At 63.8% G+C, this 19,139-nt stretch carries 20 protein-coding genes and 1 tRNA gene; 6 read left to right on the plus strand and 15 right to left on the minus strand.

The genetic code is table 11. The annotated features are described in order from the left end of the window. Positions 1 to 24 precede the first annotated feature (24 nt). Entirely contained in the window at positions 25 to 195 is a 171-nt protein-coding gene (locus B586_RS20605; protein WP_156406672.1) for a hypothetical protein, read from the minus strand. A 176-nt stretch (positions 196 to 371) separates the two neighbouring features. Here B586_RS20605 and B586_RS00095 point away from each other — a divergent pair, with 176 nt between their 5' ends. Both B586_RS00095 and B586_RS22365 read left to right on the plus strand, forming a co-directional pair. Next, on the plus strand, positions 372 to 872 hold the full coding sequence (locus B586_RS00095; RefSeq protein ID WP_168162491.1) for a DNA-processing protein DprA: 501 nt from the start codon (positions 372 to 374) through the stop codon (positions 870 to 872). Continuing rightward, entirely contained in the window at positions 869 to 1,129 is a 261-nt protein-coding gene (locus tag B586_RS22365; protein WP_054879042.1) for a DNA-processing protein DprA, read from the plus strand. Before B586_RS00095 ends, B586_RS22365 begins: the two co-directional genes overlap by 4 nt. Before the next feature lie 178 nt (positions 1,130 to 1,307). Here B586_RS22365 and cwsA read toward each other — a convergent pair whose 3' ends face one another. Further along, on the minus strand, positions 1,308 to 1,748 hold the full coding sequence (gene cwsA, locus B586_RS00105) for a cell wall synthesis protein CwsA (RefSeq protein WP_047315666.1): 441 nt from the start codon (positions 1,746 to 1,748) through the stop codon (positions 1,308 to 1,310). A 149-nt stretch (positions 1,749 to 1,897) separates the two neighbouring features. On the opposite strand from cwsA, the gene B586_RS00110 reads away from it, so the two are divergent. After that, complete coding sequence (locus tag B586_RS00110) at positions 1,898 to 2,446, plus strand: peptidylprolyl isomerase (RefSeq protein WP_047315667.1); 549 nt, start codon at positions 1,898 to 1,900, stop codon at positions 2,444 to 2,446. Between the two features lie 57 nt (positions 2,447 to 2,503). Here B586_RS00110 and B586_RS00115 read toward each other — a convergent pair whose 3' ends face one another. Together B586_RS00115 and crgA are read right to left on the minus strand one after the other, a co-directional pair. Continuing rightward, entirely contained in the window at positions 2,504 to 2,929 is a 426-nt protein-coding gene (locus tag B586_RS00115; protein ID WP_054879041.1) for a PH domain-containing protein, read from the minus strand. Positions 2,930 to 3,084: 155 nt separating this feature from the next. Next, positions 3,085 to 3,366: a cell division protein CrgA gene (crgA, locus tag B586_RS00120; RefSeq protein ID WP_054879040.1), complete on the minus strand. Its 282-nt coding sequence runs from the start codon at positions 3,364 to 3,366 to the stop codon at positions 3,085 to 3,087. Between the two features lie 144 nt (positions 3,367 to 3,510). Here crgA and B586_RS00125 point away from each other — a divergent pair, with 144 nt between their 5' ends. Beyond that, complete coding sequence (locus B586_RS00125; protein ID WP_047315670.1) at positions 3,511 to 4,269, plus strand: DUF881 domain-containing protein; 759 nt, start codon at positions 3,511 to 3,513, stop codon at positions 4,267 to 4,269. 77 nt (positions 4,270 to 4,346) lie between these two features. Further along, on the plus strand, positions 4,347 to 5,045 hold the full coding sequence (locus B586_RS00130) for an aminodeoxychorismate/anthranilate synthase component II (protein WP_047315671.1): 699 nt from the start codon (positions 4,347 to 4,349) through the stop codon (positions 5,043 to 5,045). Here the strand turns inward: B586_RS00130 and pknB are convergent. The 7 genes from pknB to B586_RS00165 form a co-directional block, all read right to left on the minus strand. Further along, a complete protein-coding gene (gene pknB, locus B586_RS00135; protein WP_054879039.1) occupies positions 5,023 to 6,891 on the minus strand; it encodes a Stk1 family PASTA domain-containing Ser/Thr kinase in 1,869 nt (622 codons plus the stop codon). The genes B586_RS00130 and pknB overlap by 23 nt on opposite strands. Beyond that, the gene (locus B586_RS00140; RefSeq protein ID WP_054879038.1) at positions 6,888 to 8,219 is read right to left on the minus strand and encodes a serine/threonine-protein kinase; all 1,332 of its coding nucleotides are present in this window, start codon (positions 8,217 to 8,219) and stop codon (positions 6,888 to 6,890) included. Before B586_RS00140 ends, pknB begins: the two co-directional genes overlap by 4 nt. Continuing rightward, complete coding sequence (gene pbpA / locus B586_RS00145) at positions 8,216 to 9,721, minus strand: D,D-transpeptidase PbpA (RefSeq protein WP_054879037.1); 1,506 nt, start codon at positions 9,719 to 9,721, stop codon at positions 8,216 to 8,218. The genes B586_RS00140 and pbpA overlap by 4 nt, the downstream gene beginning before the upstream one ends. Beyond that, a complete protein-coding gene (locus B586_RS00150) occupies positions 9,718 to 11,127 on the minus strand; it encodes an FtsW/RodA/SpoVE family cell cycle protein (RefSeq protein WP_054879036.1) in 1,410 nt (469 codons plus the stop codon). The genes pbpA and B586_RS00150 overlap by 4 nt, the downstream gene beginning before the upstream one ends. Further along, positions 11,124 to 12,641 (minus strand): PP2C family protein-serine/threonine phosphatase, encoded by a 1,518-nt coding sequence (locus B586_RS00155; RefSeq protein ID WP_047315676.1) that lies wholly within the window; start codon positions 12,639 to 12,641, stop codon positions 11,124 to 11,126. Before B586_RS00155 ends, B586_RS00150 begins: the two co-directional genes overlap by 4 nt. Next, complete coding sequence (locus tag B586_RS00160) at positions 12,638 to 13,105, minus strand: FHA domain-containing protein FhaB/FipA (RefSeq protein WP_054879035.1); 468 nt, start codon at positions 13,103 to 13,105, stop codon at positions 12,638 to 12,640. The genes B586_RS00155 and B586_RS00160 overlap by 4 nt, the downstream gene beginning before the upstream one ends. Before the next feature lie 121 nt (positions 13,106 to 13,226). Continuing rightward, positions 13,227 to 14,912: an FhaA domain-containing protein gene (locus B586_RS00165; RefSeq protein WP_054879034.1), complete on the minus strand. Its 1,686-nt coding sequence runs from the start codon at positions 14,910 to 14,912 to the stop codon at positions 13,227 to 13,229. A gap of 254 nt (positions 14,913 to 15,166) precedes the next feature. Between B586_RS00165 and B586_RS00170 the strand changes: the two genes are divergently transcribed. Continuing rightward, positions 15,167 to 15,249 (plus strand) — tRNA-Leu (locus tag B586_RS00170). Between the two features lie 143 nt (positions 15,250 to 15,392). On the opposite strand, the gene B586_RS00175 is transcribed toward B586_RS00170, so the two are convergent. The 4 genes from B586_RS00175 to B586_RS00190 form a co-directional block, all read right to left on the minus strand. Further along, positions 15,393 to 15,755, minus strand: coding sequence for a nuclear transport factor 2 family protein (locus tag B586_RS00175; protein WP_082129572.1), 363 nt, complete (start codon positions 15,753 to 15,755; stop codon positions 15,393 to 15,395). Positions 15,756 to 16,007: 252 nt separating this feature from the next. Beyond that, positions 16,008 to 17,357 (minus strand): PPE family protein, SVP subgroup, encoded by a 1,350-nt coding sequence (locus B586_RS00180; RefSeq protein WP_054879033.1) that lies wholly within the window; start codon positions 17,355 to 17,357, stop codon positions 16,008 to 16,010. A 392-nt stretch (positions 17,358 to 17,749) separates the two neighbouring features. Then, positions 17,750 to 18,085 carry a GNAT family N-acetyltransferase gene (locus B586_RS00185; protein ID WP_047315681.1) on the minus strand — a complete coding sequence of 112 codons (336 nt, stop codon included), beginning with the start codon at positions 18,083 to 18,085 and terminating at the stop codon, positions 17,750 to 17,752. Beyond that, positions 18,082 to 19,074, minus strand: a complete 993-nt coding sequence (locus B586_RS00190) for a pirin family protein (protein ID WP_054880796.1) — start codon at positions 19,072 to 19,074, stop codon at positions 18,082 to 18,084. The genes B586_RS00185 and B586_RS00190 overlap by 4 nt, the downstream gene beginning before the upstream one ends. Positions 19,075 to 19,139: the final 65 nt, after the last annotated feature.

A 19,139-nucleotide genomic window follows, 5' to 3' on the forward strand; every position in this document is an offset into this window, starting at 1 on the left:
TGTAGAGCGCGGCCGGTGCAACGCTCAAGCGCGGCGCCGACCCGGTGGATATTTGGGAATGGGGACAACTTTCGCGGCATCGTCGATCCCGAGCACGACGTCGCGGACGTAAGACTTGCGCCAGTCAATGACCCTGCGCAACAACTGCTCGGGGTCCGGGGGTGCCGCGGCAATGATGGCGGCCGCGCAAGACACGCCGGGCCGCGCAATAATTCGAACAACTGTTCGATATATATCTGAACCTGTAACTGCTGCGCCAAGGAGGTGAGGCGATGGGAATCGACACTGAGACACGGCTGCGGCATGCGATAGCTGCAACGCGATTCGGCGGCGGGCAACGGATCATTGCCGCACGGGTGCGGGCTTCTGGCATGCGTGCATTCGAAGACGTCGCCGAAGCACTTGGGCCTGAAGATCGTCAAGGAGTCGAGGATCAAGCCGCAGAACAATCGGATAGTGGAGTCGATGCGGTCCTGCTTGGCGAGGACGGCTATCTACGGCGCCTCGCGTCATCGCCGCAGGCGCCCGCCGCTCTATTTTTCAAAGGCCCGCTCGAACTGCTTGAACAGCCAGCAATCGGTTTTTGCGGTTCACGGCATGCGAGTTCCGAAGGATTGCGCGCGGCGCACGCATGTGCGGATGCGGTCTATCGCCGTGGATACGCCGTGGTATCTGGCTATGCAAAGGGCATCGATTCGGTAGCTCATACCGCAGCTCTCGCGAGTGGAGGGACAACCGTCGTAGTGCTGGCCGAAGGGATCAACCGCTTCCGCGTCCGGCGGGGTGAGTTCCGAGGACTCTGGGACCCCGAGCGTGTAGTGGTTGTTTCACAGTTCGCGCCTGATCAGAAAGGTTCGTTTCCGGTGCGATGACTCGCAACACAGTGATCTCTGGCTTGAGCCAAGCACTTGTCGTCGTAGAAGCGGGCGACTCCGGTGGGACACTAGCCGCAGGGGAATACGCGCTACAGCGCGGTCAAATCGTATTGACACTGCAGCTTTTCGACGCCCCTGCAGGCAACAAGCTGCTAATAGATAACGGCGCCAAGATCATTCGTAGTCGCCATCATCTAGAAACAGCTCTTGGCGACATCGATGGGGACGATTCCAGACAGCTCACGTTAATGTGACCCCCGCGCCCGGTGCGATCCGCACTGGCAAGTGCTTCTGCGACGTGCGGGCGCCCACATTTTGACCACGGAATTCGTGAGGACGCTGTGGCCGGTGCTGTGGGCTGGAAACCCTTGATGACAACAGTGGCGATGGTTAGGCGAGCTTCCACACCCACCGACCGTCAAGGCTGCCCGCTTACGGGCGCGGTTGCACGTCGACACTGGGTGGCCGCGGTGACGGCTCCGGTCGCGATGAACGCCGGACAATGCTGAAAGCGATTGCGCCGCCGGCCAGGACCACCACCACGGCGGCTCCAGCGATGATCCACGGGCGTTTGGTGTGGCGGCGTTGCGACCGGCGCGCCTGCCGAAGCGCTTGCGGCAGGTTTGCGACAACCTGCTGCGCGGCTGCCAGCTCCTGGGCGATCGCTTCTTGGGTAGCAGCAAGTTCGGACGCCAGCCCGCCGTGTCGGTAACGGCGCCGCAACCCTGAGGCGGTCGATCGCGCGGAGTGCACACCAAGCCCGACAACGCCTCGCGTGACGTCCACCGGTCCCAGTGCTGAGTAGGTCAGACCCCGGGTCAGCCGTTCCCGAGGGGTCAACCGGGTTTCCGTCTGCACGCTCTGCACGCTCATTTGCCGCCTTCCCTGCCTCTTGCGAGTGGTACCTCCACAGCCTGCCATCATCAGGACGCCCGCGGGCCTAATGCGGGTACGCAAGGTTCGCATGTTTTGACCGCCTCGCATCCGTCGAGTGGCACCGGATGCGGGCATGCTGGCGGGTAATGGCACACTGTGATCTCGTGACCAACAGCCCCATTCAGACCGCCACTGCCACGCTGCACACCAACCGCGGCGACATCAAGGTCGCCCTGTTCGGAAACCACGCACCCAAGACTGTCGCCAACTTTGTCGGGTTGGCGCAGGGCACCAAGGAGTACTCGACGCAAAACGCGTCAGGTGGTCCTTCCGGCCCGTTCTACGATGGGGCGGTTTTCCACCGGGTGATCCAAGGCTTCATGATTCAGGGCGGGGATCCAACCGGGACGGGTCGTGGCGGCCCGGGCTACAAGTTCGCCGACGAATTCCACCCCGAGCTTTCATTCGACAAGCCGTACCTGCTGGCTATGGCCAATGCGGGCCCGGGCACCAACGGCTCTCAGTTCTTCATCACCGTCGGCGAGACTCCGCACCTGAACCGGCGGCACACGATCTTCGGCGAAGTGACCGACTCCGACTCGCAGCGGGTCGTCGACGCGATTTCGACGACGGCCACCGATGGCAACGACCGGCCGACCGACCCGGTCGTGATTGAGTCGATCACGATCTCCTGATCCGATGGTGGCGACCCGCTTCGTCCGGCTGCGCCGCGCTCGCCACTAAGCGCTCGTTCACCGTCTTTTCCGGCCGGCGTAGCCGGCGGCGGTGAGCGCGTCGAGCACCTCCAGTGGCTCGGTTCCGAGGTCCCAACGGGACAAGATCACCAAGCCTCCGCTGACGGCTTCGATTTCGAGTAATCGAACTTTGCGGCCGAACCGGCGGAACTCGGTGATCCGGATGATCTTGATGTCGGTCGGCCCGAATAACTGCGTCCGGAACCAGCCTTGGATCGCCAGACCATCGGGGGTAATTGCCAGCTTTGGACGCGCGCGCCAGGACACGCCGGCAAACAAGATCAGACCCAGTGCGGCAATCCCGGTCAGCACGCGTCCCGGCGCATCTGTGGCCAACGTCACAGATGCGATAGCCATCACAACGCCGGCGGCGCCACAACCAGCGATTCCCGCCGTGCGCGGTCCCCATGCTGTTTGCTGCATGCGTTATTTAGCCCCTCCCACCACCGCCGATGCGCTTATCCACAACCGTTATCAACAGTGGGGATAAATCACACGCGTGTGATTGAGTCACCGCAAGGTTGCTGGCTCAGTTAAAGATTGACGGCAAGATGAATTCATCACGTCGGCGGGGTCTGCTAATGCCAACGCATCGTGAGCAGCAAACCGGTAATCATGAATGCGAACGCGATCGCATAGTTCCACGGGCCGAGTTGGGCCATCCAGTGCAGCGCTGTCGGGGCCTGGGCGCCCAGCGCGGCCAACTGAAACACCATCAACCAGACGAGGCCGATCAGCATGAGGCCGACGAACAATGCAACGAACCACACACTGGACGGTCCGACCTTCACTTTGACCGGTGTGCGGCTCACCGAGTTGACGGTGAAGTCGTTCTTCTTGCGGACCTTGGACTTGGGCATCTTTACCTCGGGGCTACCTCGACAACACAGTCGGCGGGACGGGGTGCAACGATAACGATGGCAGTCCCACGCATAGTTTGGCTACGAGACTAACTCACCTGGCGCCATGACCAGCCCGAGACCCTGATCGGGAAGGAAGAGCCAATGATTGATAAGCGCCGCTCATTGTGGCGTTTCGGTGTCCCATTGGTCTGCGTGCTGGCCGGACTGCTGTTAGCCGCGACGCACGGGGTTTCTGGCGGCGCCGAGATCCGCCGCAGCGATGCTCCGCGGCTGGTGGATTTGGTCCGTGCAGCACAGTCGTCGGTGAGCCACCTGAACAGCGAACGGGATGCGCTGGCCAGCAAGATCGACGCGGCGCACAACCGGTCCTCCGATGCCGCGTTGGCGGCGCTGCTGCGGCGGTCGGGTGAGCTGGCCGGGGAGGCGGGCATGGATCCGGTGCATGGGCCGGGTCTGGTGGTCACCCTCGAGGACGCGCAACGTGACGCCAACGGCCGCTTCCCGCGTGACGCGTCCCCCGATGACTTGGTGGTACATCAGCAGGACATCCAGGCCGTGCTGAACGCCATGTGGAGTGCCGGCGCGGAAGCGATTCAGATGCAGGATCAGCGCCTCATCGCGACCTCGGTGGCACGCTGCGTCGGAAACACCTTGCTGCTCAACGGGCGTACCTACAGCCCGCCCTACACGATCACCGCGATCGGCAATGCCGCGGCCATGCAAGCGGCCTTAGCCGCCGCTCCGCTAGTGATCCTCTACAAGCAGTACGTGGTCCGATTCGGCCTCGGCTATCACGAGGAGGTCAAGCCTGACGTGCAGATCGTCGGCCATTCTGAACCGGCCCGAACGCACTTCGCGCAGCCCCTCCCGGCGACAAGCCGGCCGGGGACGGGCCGGTGAGGAGCAGGGCAATAAGGATGAGGCCCACTCGGGCGCTGAGCCGTATCCCAACCTGGGGCGGACGGTAGCCTGACACGATGCGGATCCTGGTCGTCGACAACTACGACAGCTTTGTGTTCAACCTGGTCCAGTACCTCGGCCAGCTCGGAGTAGACGCCGAGGTGTGGCGCAACGACGATGCCCGACTATCCGACGAAGCCACCATCGCCGCACAGTTTGACGGCGTCTTGCTTAGCCCAGGTCCGGGCACCCCGGAACGTGCGGGCGCGTCGATCAATCTGGTCCGCGCGTGCGCCGCGGCGCACACCCCATTGCTAGGGGTCTGCCTGGGACACCAGGCTATCGGCGTCGCGTTCGGCGCCACCGTGGACCGCGCACCCGAGCTGTTGCACGGCAAGACCAGCAGCGTATTCCACATGAATGTCGGTGTGCTGCATGGGCTTCCGGATCCGTTCACGGCCACCAGATATCACTCATTGACTATCCTGCCGGAGTCACTGCCGCCGGTATTGGAGGTCATCGCGCGCACGCGCAGCGGTGTGATCATGGCGGTGCGTCACACCGAGTTGCCGATCCACGGTGTCCAGTTCCATCCGGAGTCGATCCTGACTGAGGGTGGGCACCGAATGCTGGCCAACTGGCTGGCCTATTGCGGATGGTCGCGCGACGATGCCCTGATCCGCCGACTCGAGAACGAGGTTGGCGCCGCGATCCATCCGCGTCTACCGGTGGCTGCGGAGCACACCGCCGCGGTTACTGCCCGAACTTCAGCGTGATGATCCCGTCCCGGTTGACCCCGGCACCGGCCGGCGGGTTCTGATACGCCACCCGGTTGTGCTGGGAACCACCAGCATCCACATCGGGACCCTTGTCCAGCACCCCGGTCCAGCCCAGTGCGCGTAACCGCGGCTCGGCGTCGGCCCAGAACATGCCGGACAGGTCGGGCATCACGAATTGGTTGCCCTTGGACACCTGCAGTTCGATGACCGAGTCCACCGGTACCGCCGCGCCCTTGGGCGGATTGGTACCAATCACCTCACCGGCTGGACGGGGGCTATCCACCGACGCTTGGCTGAACTTGGTGAAGCCGTAGACGTTGAGATTCTTCTGCGCGACCTCGACGGTCTGGCCCGCGACGTCAGGGATCTGCTTGGTCTCCGGCCCGGCGCCGACGATGATGGTGATGACGTTGGTGATCGCCGAGGTCTGGTTGGCGGGCGGGTTCGTCCCGATAACCTTGCCTAACAATTCCGGCGTCGACGGTGAGTTCGCCTGTTTAAAGCTTTTGAATCCGGCGGCAGTCAGCTTCTTAACCGCGTCGGCGTAGTTGAGCGAGGAGACGTCTGGCACTTCGCGTTGCTCGGGTCCGGTGGAGACGTTAATCGTGATCTCGTCGCCCGCACCCACCGAGGCGTTAGCCCCGGGGTCGGTACTGATGACGTGGTCGGGCGGGATCGTCGAGTCCGGTTTCTGCAGGGTGCGAGTTTTGAAGCCCCGGTTTTGCAGTGCGGCGATGGCATCGGCGGACACTTGGCCGCGCACGTCGGGCACCTGGATGTCGCGGGTATTGCCGCCGAATGTATTGAAGGCGACGACGACGGCGATCGTCAGGATCGCCAGCACGGCGACCACGGCAACCCAGCGTCCAACCGAACCACCGCGCTCGGTCTCATCTAGAGGCTGGCGAGATAGCGCATCGGTGCGCGGACCACCGAAGTTTCCAGGCCCGGATGACAGCAGGGAGCTCCGTTCGGCGTCGGTGAGTACCTTGGGCGCCTCGGGTGGTTGACCGCTGTGCACCCGGATCAAGTCGGCGCGCATCTCCGCCGCGGTCTGATAGCGGTTTTCCGGGTTCTTGGCCAGTGCTTTGAGAACGACGGCGTCGAGGTCGGCGGAGATGCCCTCATGCCGCTGCGACGGTGGAATCGGGTCCTCGCGGACATGCTGGTAGGCCACCGAGACCGGCGAATCACCGGTGAAAGGCGGTTCACCAGTGAGGATTTCGTAAAGCACACAACCCAACGAATAGACATCTGACCGAGCGTCGACGGAATCGCCGCGGGCCTGTTCGGGAGATAGATATTGGGCGGTCCCGATCACGGCTGCGGTCTGGGTGACGCTGGTGCTGTCGGCAATCGCGCGTGCGATACCAAAGTCCATCACCTTTACCGCGTTGGTGGCGCTGATCATGATGTTGGCCGGTTTGACGTCGCGATGAATGATGCCGTTCTGATGGCTGAAGTTCAGCGCTTGGCAGGCGTCGGCGATGATCTCGATGGCCCGTTGGGGTGGCATTGGGCCATCGGCGTGCACGATATCGCGTAGCGTCGCGCCGTCGACGTACTCCATGACGATGTAGGGCAGCGGACCGGCGGGCGTTTCTGCCTCGCCGGTGTCGTAGACCGCCACGATGGATGGGTGGTTTAGCGCCGCGGCGTTTTGCGCTTCGCGTCGGAAGCGTAGGTAGAAGCTGGGATCGCGGGCCAGATCGGCACGCAGCACCTTGACCGCGACGTCGCGGTGCAAGCGGACGTCGCGGGCCAGGTGAACTTCCGACATACCCCCAAAACCGAGGATGTCGCCCAGTTCGTAACGGTCAGACAAGTGTGGTGGGGTGGTCATTGTGGCGTCTCATGTCTGGCCGGCGACGGGCGGGATGTCAGTGGCACCAGCCAGCTGAGCTCGGGCGGCCTGCTTGGAAGTCCAGAATTACCTATTCCTCTGTGATCCGTCCAGTTGACGTGGTATTCGCGATAAGCAGCCGGAGAACCGCTCGGGGTTTTGGTGGCTGGTGGCGTCCCGGTGTCGGTAACGGTCGGAGCGGGTGGTTGCTGCTGTTCGTTTTCAGCGCGGGAGTTGATCACGATCAGCACCGCGATGATAATCGCCAGCGCTCCGAGCGCCCCGGCGGCCCAGAGCAACGCGCGCTGGCCAGACGAGAACGTGCGCCGAGCCGGCAATGGGCGGACACCGCCCGTAGATAGCCGGGCCGGCCGGGATCGGCGAGGCGCCGCAGTCTTGGCGCCGCCGGCAACGGTCCTGGCCTGGGTGCCCGACGGGATGGCCGCCGGGGAGGCCCGACCGGCAGGTGGTGCTTGGCTGGGCCGCGGGGGCCGGCGGCCGGCTCGTACCGCGGCGACGGCGTCGGCGAACGATCCCCCACTGCGGTAGCGCATGCCGGGGTTTTTGACCAGCGTGATCTCGATGAGTTCTCGCACATTGGGCGGTAGGTCAGCGGGCAGCGGCGGCGGGGGTTCCTTGATGTGCTTCATCGCTACCGTCAGGGCGCCGTCGCCGGTGAACGGCCGCTTACCCGAAACCACTTCGTACCCAACAACTCCCAACGAGTAGACATCGCTGGCCGGAGTTGCGTCATGACCTAAGGCCTGTTCGGGGGCGATGTATTGCGCGGTGCCCATCACCATGCCGGTCTGGGTCACCGGCGCGGCGTCGACTGCTTTGGCGATACCGAAATCGGTGATTTTCACCTGGCCGGTGGGGGTGATCAAGATGTTGCCCGGTTTGACGTCGCGGTGGACCAGACCGGCGGCATGAGCAATTTGCAGGGCACGACCAGTCTGCTCCAGCATGTCCAGCGCATGCCGCAACGACAGCCGGCCGGTGCGTTTAAGTACCGAATTCAGCGGCTCGCCGTTGACCAGCTCCATCACCAAGTAGGCGGTGCGGCCCTCCCCGTCCATCTGGCTTTCGCCGTAGTCATGGACGCTGGCGATTCCGGGGTGGTTGAGCATTGCGGTGGTTCGTGCCTCAGCGCGGAACCGCTCGATGAACTCCGGGTCCGAGGAGAACTCCCCCTTGAGCACCTTGACCGCAACCCGCCGGCCCAGCCGGCTGTCCACCGCCTCCCAGACTTGGCCCATGCCACCGGTGGCGATGAGCCGTTGCAGGCGGTATCTCCCAGACAGCGTCACACCAACTCGCGGACTCATGGCCCCCCCTGCAGTGCGGCCTCGATCACGGCTCGTCCGATCGGTGCGGCCAGCGCACCCCCCGTCGCGGACAGTCCCCCGCCAGCGGGTGGTGCCCCCAGGTCGGCCCCTCCATTCTCTACCAGCACCGCTACGGCGACCTTCGGAGCCTGCGCGGGAGCGAAGGCGATATACCACGCGTGCGGCGGCGTGTGACGCGGGTCGGTGCCATGCTCTGCGGTACCAGTCTTGGAAGCAATCTGCACGCCGGGAATGGCCCCTTTCTGTTGTGCGACCTTCTCGGCGCCGACCATCAGCTCTGTTAGCTTAGCGGCGACCTGCGGTGACACTGCGCGGCGCTGCTGATATGGGGCAGTGGTACGGATGTTGGCCAAGTCCGGCCCTTTGAGGCTATCGATCAGGTAGGGCTGCATCGTCACCCCGGCATTGGCGATGGTCGCGGCGACTTGAGCGTTCTGCAGCGGCGTCAGCGCGACATCCTTTTGGCCGATGCTCGACATCCCCAGCGCGGCGGCGTCCGGGATTACCCCGACGGTCGATTCGGCGACCTGCAGCGGAATGACGTTGGGGGTGCTGTCCAGGCCGAAGGAATGCGCCACGCTCCGCAGCGCGTCGGCGCCGGTGAGCAGGCCCAGCTGGACGAACGCGGTGTTACACGACATGGCGAATGCCTGGCTCAGCGACACCGTCGGATCAGGGCCACAAGCAGCGCCGCCGTAGTTCTCCAAAGTAGCCGTGCTGTCGGGTAGCGGAATTGTGGGCGCCGCGGTCAACTGCTCGCTCACGGTGGCGCCGGCCTGCAGCGCCGCCGCGGTGGTGATCACCTTGAATGTGGAACCAGGCGGATAGGTCTCGGAGATGGCGCGGTTGACCAGGGGCGAGTTAGGGTCGTCGCGCAGGCGCTGCCAGGCCTGTGCTTGTTCCTCGGGATTGTGGGACGCCAGCAGGTTGGGGTCATACGACGGTGACGAGACCATCGCCAGAATCCTGCCGGTGGACGGTTCGAGGGCGACCACAGCTCCCTTACATGGCGGTCCCCCGCAACCCTGCTGCATTGCATCCCATCCAGCCTGCTGGACACGTGGGTTGATCGTGGTATCGACATTGCCGCCGCGTGGATCGCGACCGGTGAAGAAGTCGGCCAACCGGCGCCCGAACAGCCGCTCGTCGGATCCATTCAACAGTGCGTCCTCGGCTCGCTCAAGGCCTGTGCTGGAGTAGCGCAGCGAATAGAAGCCGGTAATCGGTGCGTACACCGCAGGGTTGGGATACACCCGCAGGAAACGGAAGCGGTTGTCGGTCGCCACCGAATAGGCCAGTAGCTGGCCGCTTGCGGTGATCTGGCCACGCTGACGTGAATACTCGTCGAGTAGGACCCGCTGGTTGCGGGGGTCGGCACGCAGCCCGTCGGCGGCGAACACCTGTGTGACCGTGGCGTTGAGCAGCAGGAGCACGATCAACGCCATCACGGTCACCGAGATTCGGCGGAGAGAGGCGTTCATACCTTTTCGATCACCTCGGTACTCGCCGCCGCGATCGAGGACATGTTGCGTGGGCGGCTGCGTAACGGCCGTCGGGCGCTATGCGAGATGCGTGCCAAGATGGCCAGCAGCACGTAGTTCGCCAGCAGTGACGATCCGCCGTAGGACATCCACGGTGTGGTCAAACCGGTCAGTGGAATGAGCGTGGTCACGCCGCCCACGACAATGAACAGTTGGATGGCCAGCGTCGATGCCAGGCCCGCGGCCAACAGTTTGCCGAAGCTGTCGCGTGTGGCGATCGCCGTGCGCAGGCCGCGGACGATGACAATCGTGTAGAGCATGAGAAGGGCAGCCAAGCCCACTAATCCAAGCTCTTCGCCGAACGCGGCGATAATGAAATCAGTTGAGGCCGCAGGCACGGTGTCAGGTTGACCGTTGCCCAAGCCGGTGCCGAAGATACCGCCAGTAGCGAAGCTAAAAAGCGACTGCACGATCTGATAGCCGCTGCCATCGGGATTGGTGAAGGGATCCCACCACACCTGCACGCGAACCCGGACGTGTTCGAAAATGAAGTACGCCACAACGCTTCCCGTAGTGAACAACACCAGGCCAAGGACGACCCAACTGAGACGTTGAGTGGCGAGGTAAACCACCACCAGAAACGATGCGTAGAGCAGCAGCGAAGTGCCGAGGTCCTTTTCGAAGACCATCACACCCACTGAGATCACCCAGGCCGCCAACAACGGCGCGAGATCTCGTGGGCGGGGCAGGGTCATACCCATTAAATGCTTGCCGACGCTGGTGAACAGGCTACGTTTGGCGACCAGCACCGCTGCGAAGAAGATCAGCAACAGAATCTTCGAAAATTCGGCGGGCTGAATCGAAAAACCCGGAAAGCGGATCCAGATCTTGGCACCGTTCTCCTCGGACAGCTGTGCCGGCAGCAGTGCGGGAATCGCCAAGAAAACCAAACCCGTCAATCCAGATATGTAGCCGTAGCGTGCGAGCTGGCGATGGTCTTTTAACACGGTCACCACCAGCGCGAACGCGGCTACCCCGACCAGGGTCCACAGCATCTGTTGGGTCGCGCTGGGGTGACGTTGTCCGGTGACGTCGTTGTCGACAAGATCGAGTCGGTGGATCATCACCAGGCCAAGTCCGTTGAGCAAGGCCACTATTGGCAGTAGTAGCGGGTCGGTGTAGGGAGCGAAACGCCTTACGGCTAGATGCGCGGATGCGAACAATGACCAGAAGATCAGCCCGTAGCCGGCGAGGTCCCAACGAACGCCTCTCTCCTGGTTGGCTTCCACGATGGCCAACGCGGCGACGGTGATCACGGCGGCGAAGCCGAGCAGCAGCAGCTCAGCGTTGCGCCGCGTGGGCAACGGAGGCGTCACCGTGATCGCCGGTTGGAGTTGCGTTGTCATGCCACCGCCCGGCAGTCGATGCCCGGCTGGGGTGGGGGTGGTGGAAGGGTGGTCACCGTCTGCGAGGTGCCCGCCGGCGCTGTCGGCCCGGTACTTGTGGGACTTGTGCTGGTGGGTGCGGTGCCGCTGGAAGAGGTGGTCGTGGGTGGTGTGGTGGACGTTGGCGATGCTGCGCTGGTCGGCTGAGGTGTCCCGCTAATGGTGGGCATGGCTGGGGGTCCCGGTGGGGATGTCGCGCGAGGTGGCGGACAGGTCGGTAATAGGGAGTCGGCCAACAATTTTCGTAGCTGCGACTCGGCCTGATCTAGGTTGCCTCCGGGCAGTCCAGCCTGAACCTGCGCCTGTCCGGAGGGGCGCAGATCCCGCAGAGTCATCACCTGGCAATTGAGGTGACCCCCTGTTTGGCCGTAACTAATCAGGGATAGCTCGTTGCGGGTGTTCAGACAGCCCACCAAATAGGGCTCGTACAAGGGCATTCCGAGCAGCGACCCTTGAATGCCCCGCACGATGGACACCTTGCCGCTGTATTCGGCGACGTAGTAGTTGTTCCGGATGACCCATCGCCCGATGGCCACGCCGGCGAATACGAGCAGCACTACCAGCGTGATTGCGACGGCTGTCTGGCGTTGCGACCAGCGCGGTCGATGTACTGTATCGATTTGCGGCACAACACGTTTGGTGATCTCTTTGCGTGGACCTATGGCTGAAGCGCGGCCGGCGGCGGTATTGGGCAGGGTCATCTGCTGGTCATCTTCGCCCGACACTGCGCCGGCCAGAATTGGTTGGGTCTGGCCGTATTCGTAGTCGACGACGTCAGCGACTACGACCGTTACATTGTCAGGGCCGCCACCGCGCAGCGCCAATTCGATGAGGCGGTAGGCACTCTCGGCGACGTCGGGGATCTGTAGCGCCTCGAGGATGGTCTCGTCGCTCACCGGATCGGATAATCCGTCCGAGCACAGCAGGTAACGATCACCGGCGCGCGCTTCTCGCATGGTGAGAGTGGGATCGACCTCGTGGCCGGTCAACGCCCGCATGATCAATGAGCGCTGTGGGTGGCTGTGCGCCTCCTCCGCGGTGATCCGACCTTCGTCGACCAAGGTTTGGACAAAGGTGTCGTCCTTGGTGATCTGGGTCAGCTCGCCGTCCCGCAGTAGGTAGCCGCGCGAGTCACCGATGTGCACCAGCCCGAGGCGGTTGCCCGCGAACAGGATTGCGGTGAGCGTGGTCCCCATGCCCTCGAGGTCGGGTTCCATCTCGACTTGCGCGGCGATGGCCGAGTTGCCGGCGCGCACCGCAGCCTCGAGCTTGCCCAGCAGGTCGCCCCCGGGCTCATCGTCGTCGAGATGGGCCAGTGCGGCGATCACCAATTGGGATGCCACCTCGCCGGCGGCGTGACCACCCATGCCGTCGGCGAGGGCGAGTAGGCGTGCGCCTGCGTAAACCGAGTCTTCGTTGTTGGCGCGTACCAGGCCGCGATCGCTGCGGGCCGCATATCGGAGGACCAAGGTCACGGGCGCAACTCGATTGCCGTTTTGCCGATTCGAACCGGCGTTCCTAGTGGAACTCGTACCGCAGTCGTCACCTTCGCCCTGTCAAGGTATGTACCGTTGGTCGATCCTAGATCCTCCACATACCATTCCGAACCGCGCTGAGATAGCCGGGCGTGCCGGGTCGACGCGTAGTCGTCGGTCAGCACCAATGTGGAGTCATCGGCGCGACCGATCAGCACTGGTTGTCCGCTGAGGGTAATGCGGGCGCCGGTCAGCGACCCTTCGGTCACCACCAGGTAGCGCGCAGCGTGCCGGCGCTGACGCGAGGGCAGCAGCGTGCCGCGCAACGCCAAGCCGCGCCGGACCATGACGGCACCGGTCGGCGCATAGATATCGGTCTTCAAGATCCGCAGAACGGACCAGATGAATACCCATAGCAACATTAAAAATCCGGCACGCGTCAGTTGCAGTACTAGTCCCTGCATCCGGCGTCCTTTCCGTCCTGGCGCTGTACTCACGCACCCGTAACCGAGCACACAGCAACGTCACGATACTTGGACGGTGGTCGACGCGGGGTTAAGCACGGCAGTTTTGAGCCCAGTGGGCTCAATGAATGCGAACGATGATCTCGGAGTGGCCTAAACGGATCACGTCGCCATCGGCCAACTGCCACTCTTGTACCGGCGCATTGTTGACGGTGGTGCCGTTCGTGGAGTTGAGGTCGGAGAGGAGCGCGACCTGTCCATCCCAGCGGATTTCCAGGTGTCGGCGTGACACACCGGTGTCGGGCAACCGGAACTGGGCGTCCTGTCCGCGGCCCACGATGTTGGAGCCCTCACGCAGCTGGTAGGTCCGGCCGCTGCCGTCGTCGAGCTGCAGGGTGACCGCGCTTCCTGGTGCCCCGTAGCCGCCTTGCCCGTAGCCTCCATATCCGCCGCCCGCCGGTTGGCCATAGTCACTAGCGGCTCCTGGCTGGCCTCCTAACTGGCCATAGTCGTAGTCGCGGCCGGCGGGCTCGGCGTACCCACCGCCGGAAGGCGCATACACTCCGCCCGGCGGGCTTTCCGCGTATTGGGTGTAGTCCTGTTGTCCGTAGTCCTGCCTGCCGTATCCGGGGCCGCCCTGCTGATACCCCTGGTCGTACCCGCCTCCCTGGTCGGGGTAAGCCGGACGTTGTTCAGGCGGAGCGGGGGGACCTGAGGGGGCATAGCCAGCCTCATCCTGGCGAGCTGGCCCGCGGCCATAATCCCCGTACCCGCCGTAGCCCGGCTGGCCACCGCCTGGAGGGCCGTAGCCGCCCGGGCGATAGCCCTGGTCGTGACCTTGGCCGCCGTAACCACCAGGAGCTACCGGACGTTGTTCATAGGACGGTGGGTAGCCACCTTGCCCCTGGTCGGGGTAGCTGCGCTGATCTTGGTAGCCGCCTTGGTCTTGGTAGCCGCCTTGGTCTTGGTAGCCACGTTGGTCTTGGTAGCCACGTTGGTCGGGGTAGCCGCCTTGGTCTTGGTAGCCACGTTGGTCTTGGTAGCCGCGTTGGTCTTGGTAGCCGCGTTGGTCGGGGTAGCCGCCTTGGTCTTGGTAGCCGCGTTGGTCTTGGTAGCCGCGTTGGTCTTGGTAGCCGCCTTGGTCTTGGTAGCCGCCCTGATCTGGACGGCGCGGCGGCGGGTATCCGCCCGGTTCCGGCGGATAGCCGCCTCGGGGGTCCTGCCCGCCTTGGGGGTCCGCGCCGCGCGGATCGTCTTGCGGCTGGTCGAAGCGGTCGTCGTAGTAGTCATCGCCTGGGCGCCCCTGCCCTTGACCTCCGCGGTAACTCGAATTGTCAGTCATCGGTGGTACTCCTGGTTCTGCGCTGAACGCCTGATTAGATTGTGGCCGGACGGGATCGTTAACCGTCGGGCGGGGCTCGACATCGGGGTTGACAGCACCGCGGGCGCGGAGCTGCCCGGTGTGCAGATTCGATGACTGCTCGAACCGGACGACCACATCACCATACGTTTGCCACCCCTGTTCATGGATATAGTCAGCCAAGTCGCTAGCGAAAGCGCTCGACGTGAGGCCCGGGTCGGCTTCCACCTTCTCAAGGTCGTGAACACCGAGGGTAATGATGTATTCGTTGGGCGCCAAAAGGCGATTTCCCTGCAGTGACCGGACGCCGTCGGCGGCTTCACGGCGCAACAGGGCTTCGACCTCTTGCGGAACGATCGATCCCCCGAACATCCGGGCAAACGCATCGCCTACGGTCGACTCGAGCTTGCGCTCGATGCGCTGCACGAGCCCTCTTTGGCTACTCATCGTTTAGCGCTCGCCCGCACTTGCTCTTGCATATCGCCGGCGCAAGGCAAACGTTTTGCCCGCATGTCGTATCACCCAAGCATGGTATCGGCACATCGCGACGCTGCGGCACCGTGGGAATTCTGAGAATCGCATCGAGGCAGCTCAGAAGCGTCTGGACAGCGGTCCCCCTGATGTCGGAAGGCCTGGCAGATGCGTGCAGGTTCGTTGGGTCGCGCGGCTACTACAGTGGTATGGTCCATCGGTTGCCTTTCGGGCGAGTGGCGGAATGGCAGACGCGCTGGCTTCAGGTGCCAGTGTCCTTCGGGACGTGGGGGTTCAAGTCCCCCTTCGCCCACGCTGTGATGAGTCGAATCATGGGTTACAGATTTCTCCGGCTATTGGCCGGAGAAATTTGTTTGGTCGGCGCGGATAAGATGCCGCCCGGCCGGCAATTAATCTGAATGGCTAACAGCGCCAGCACAATTGGCATGGCTTCGCTTATGCGGTTACCGGGACGATGTATGTTCCGTGGCCTTCGATGACCAGGTCGCCGGTGAACCGCAAGACTTCGCTGACCAGCTTCTCGTCTTGGTTGCGGTACACGATCACGATGGTGTCGATTCCCTGGTAGATGCCCTCGACGACAAACCGGAGGTTGGGAATACGCTGCAACGCGAGGGTCCAGTAATGCCGCAATGCGGGCTTGCCAGAGAGGACGCCGGCCGTTTCCGGCAAAAGCTCGGCGGCTACCGGTGACGTGAACACCACGTCCTCATGAAAATGCTGAAGGACCGACTCCACGTCGCGGGCATTCCACGCTGCTGCCCACTGCATGCCAAACGTAACCGGATCGACGTTCACAGGGGCACTGTAGTGGCGGCAGCGGTAGCGACCCAACCGCTTTTCGATGACCATGCCGTGATACCTCCTGCCGCATTCGATTGAACACAAAGCGACGGACACCAAGGCCTGGAGAGCATCTCGATAGAGATCGAAAGCGTCACGGCCAGACCAACTTTCGATTTGGTGCACTGACGCATGACCCGTTCGACGATCCAACCGCGACGCGTTGGTCGTGGCAGCAGCGCCCGACCAGTCAGACGACATGCAGACTCACGGAGGGAGCAGGCGTCGTTTCTGCTCGGTGAATTCCTCCTCAGTAAGGATTCCCGCATCGCGCAGGGAGGCCAGTTCACGTAGCTCTGTGGCAATACCCGTTATCGGGCCGCCCGGCGCAGTCGGCGGCGGTTCCGCCGGCTCCCGCGTCGTCCCTCCGATCCGCTCCCGGATTCGCTCCAGGCGGCCCGGGCCACCTGCACCGGCACCGGCAGCGCCAGCAGCGCTGGTGGTGCCGGCCATCGCCCGTCCAGCCATACCCGCCAGGGCCATCTGACCGAACAGGCTTCCGACACCGCCGGCGGACGCCTCCGCGGCGGCGCCAACGCTGGTTGCCGGCAGCGCGACCGCGAGCAGACGTGCCTCCGGGGCCGCTGTGGCCCAGCTGGTCGGCACGGACAGTCCCCCGATTGAGCCCGCTTCGCCCAGGGCCGCGATAGCCGGCGAACCGGGGTTCGTGAGTACCGGGAACGGCGTTGGGGGCGCGGGCCCTGTGCCTGGGAAGGTCTGGATCCCCGCCCAGCCACTAATGATGTCGTCGGTGTGGGCTGAAATGTCATAACCGAGAAGGTCGTAGGCAAAAGCTGGCAGCCCCAAGCTGTCTACTGGTGCCTCGAAAAGGATGGCAACCAGGTTCCCCAACAGGTCTAGCACGTCCTGCGGCGTCACCGCAGCGGGTAGTGCTTGTGCCGCCAGCGCCTGCAGCGCGTTAGGTACCGCGGCCGCCGCTTGTGGAACGCTCGCCACGATGCGTTGCGCGTTGCCCGCGGAGGTACCTGCCGCTTGAGCAACCGCGGCGGCTTCGCCCGCCTGCCCGCCCGGGTTGGTACTGGACGGCGGCGGGGTAAACGACGTCAGCGATGTGGCCGACGCCGACGCGTTCGCATAGCTGTACATGGCGCCGGTATCTTGGGCCCACATCTCGGCGTACAGCATTTCGGTGGCCGCTATCAACGGGGCGTTCTGGCTAAAGAAGTTCGTCGCCACCAACACCATCAGCAGGCTGCGGTTGGCTGCCACCACCGGCGGTGGCACCGTTTCCGAGAACGCCGCCTCATAGGCGGCGGCCGCTGCGATGGCCTGGTTTGCCGTCTGTTCGGCCAGTTCAGCGGTCATGCTCAGCCACGCCACATACGGTGCGACTGCGGCAGTCATTGCCGCCGCTGCTGGGCCCAGCCAGGGCCCAGCGATCAGTCCGCCGATTGCTGCTTGATACGAGCTTGCGGTCGAGTGCAGTTCCGCGGCCAGCGTTCCCCAGGCTGCCGCAGCCGCCAACATAGGTCCCGCGCCAGGGCCGGCATACATCCGGGCGGAGTTGATCTCCGGCGGTAGTGATGCGAAGTCCATCGCTCATCCTCCCATCGGTGAGCTGGGCCGTCTATCGCTGGCGGTTGGGGGTGACGGCAAACGAGGCAACAGTACCGTCGGCGCCGCGACTCCGCGCGCCGAAATTTTTGCTCGCGGCGCTGGTGGTTGGGTCGGCAGCCGCATGTCCAGCTGTCCGACTAGCACACGTCAGTCCAGGTACAGAGGCAGACGGTGACGCTCACGAAAGGGCGGGGGACGAAGACCTGGGCCTTTGCAGTTGCGCCGATATTGGCCAGCGCGCATGCCAACGAGTTGCTGGAAAGCACGATACTGTGTTTTTGGTCACCCGGAGCCAACCATCGCAGCGACTCCCCGACTGGGTGCGCAGCCATTTCCCGTAGCGCTGCGCTGGCTCCGCGGAGGTTCATCCGCTACGGCTGCGTCTGCACCCACTCTTGGACTTCGGCGGTGACCGGGTCGGTGATGGCGGCGAACTCTGGATGTCGTTCGATCACGTGGGCGACCATTGAGCACAACGGGACGATGCGCTTGCCGTCCTCGCGGGTGGCTGCCAACGCCTCCATGATGAGAATGGTCGCCAGGCCGCGTCCGCCAAAGTCTGGATCAATCACGGTGTGGTAAAAGACGCGCTGATCATCACGGTCGGCGACATCAGCGTGACCGACGGTTTTGCCTTCGACGGCGATAGTGTAGTGGCGATCCAGCGTGTTGACAGCGACTTGTGCCCCGGTCTTATCGGTAGTCATGGGGATTCCTCTTGCTTCGTCGGTGGCGGTATCGGTCGAGGCTTTAGCCGGGTGGTGGGCAGTGGCGGGGCAGGCAGTCGGGTGACTGAACCCTGGTAGCCCTCAACGGCGCCGAACCGTTGGTCGGCGTCCTCCCAGAGTTGCCGGTAGCGGACGATCTCGTCATGGCTGCGTCCGAGGAAGTTCCACCACATCAACAGCTCGTCGGTGAAAGGGGTGCCGCCCAGCAGCAAAACTCGGGCGGGCAGCTCGCCAAGATTATGCAAGTGCAGTGCGGTGCTGCCGGGGCCTTGGTATCCCAGGTCGGCACGCGCCAGCGTGGTCTCACCCATATCGACGGTGCCTGAATCGCACAGCACGCCGTGTTCGAATGCCGGGTCGATGCCGATATCCAGCTGAGCCTTCGCGTCGAGGTCGATTTGTGCACCGAGCAGTGGTGTGAAGGTATGCACCGGCGAACGGTCGCCGGCCAATTCGCCAAGAAATACCCGCGCCACCGCGCCCGGCAGCGAACTCGGTGTGGGCACGTAGTGGGCGAAATCACGCCCGGTGTTACGGTCGGCGCTGGGCAGTGCCACCCACAGTTGGACACCGTGCAGAATCGCGACTGCCCGCTGGTCTGCGTTGACCGATACCTCAGAGTGACAGATACCCGCGCCCGCGGTCATCAGATTCAGCTCGCCGGGCCGCACCAGAGCATGCACGCCGGCGCTATCGCGGTGCTCCACTTCCCCACCGAACAACCAGCTTATTGTTTGTAGTCCGGTGTGCGGATGCGGCGGGACGTCCATGCTCGCCGACACCGGGCCGTAGTGGTCGATGAAACACCACGCACCGATCAGCGAGCGTTGTCGTTGCGGAAGCGTTCGTTGCACCCGGATAGCGCGGGGTCCGCCCAGTGGAACCTCCCGTGGATGTAGCACCTCGATACCGGCGACCCGCGAAGCGCTGCAGGTGACTTCGGGCGGAGCGGTTTCAACGTTGCTCATCGTCGACCCTTCGTCATGGGCGTGGTACGGCGCCGACACCGCGACAGTACTCGTCGTCATCGGCC

Origin of the sequence: Mycobacterium haemophilum DSM 44634 (assembly GCF_000340435.2) — a bacterium.
Lineage (GTDB): Bacteria > Actinomycetota > Actinomycetes > Mycobacteriales > Mycobacteriaceae > Mycobacterium > Mycobacterium haemophilum.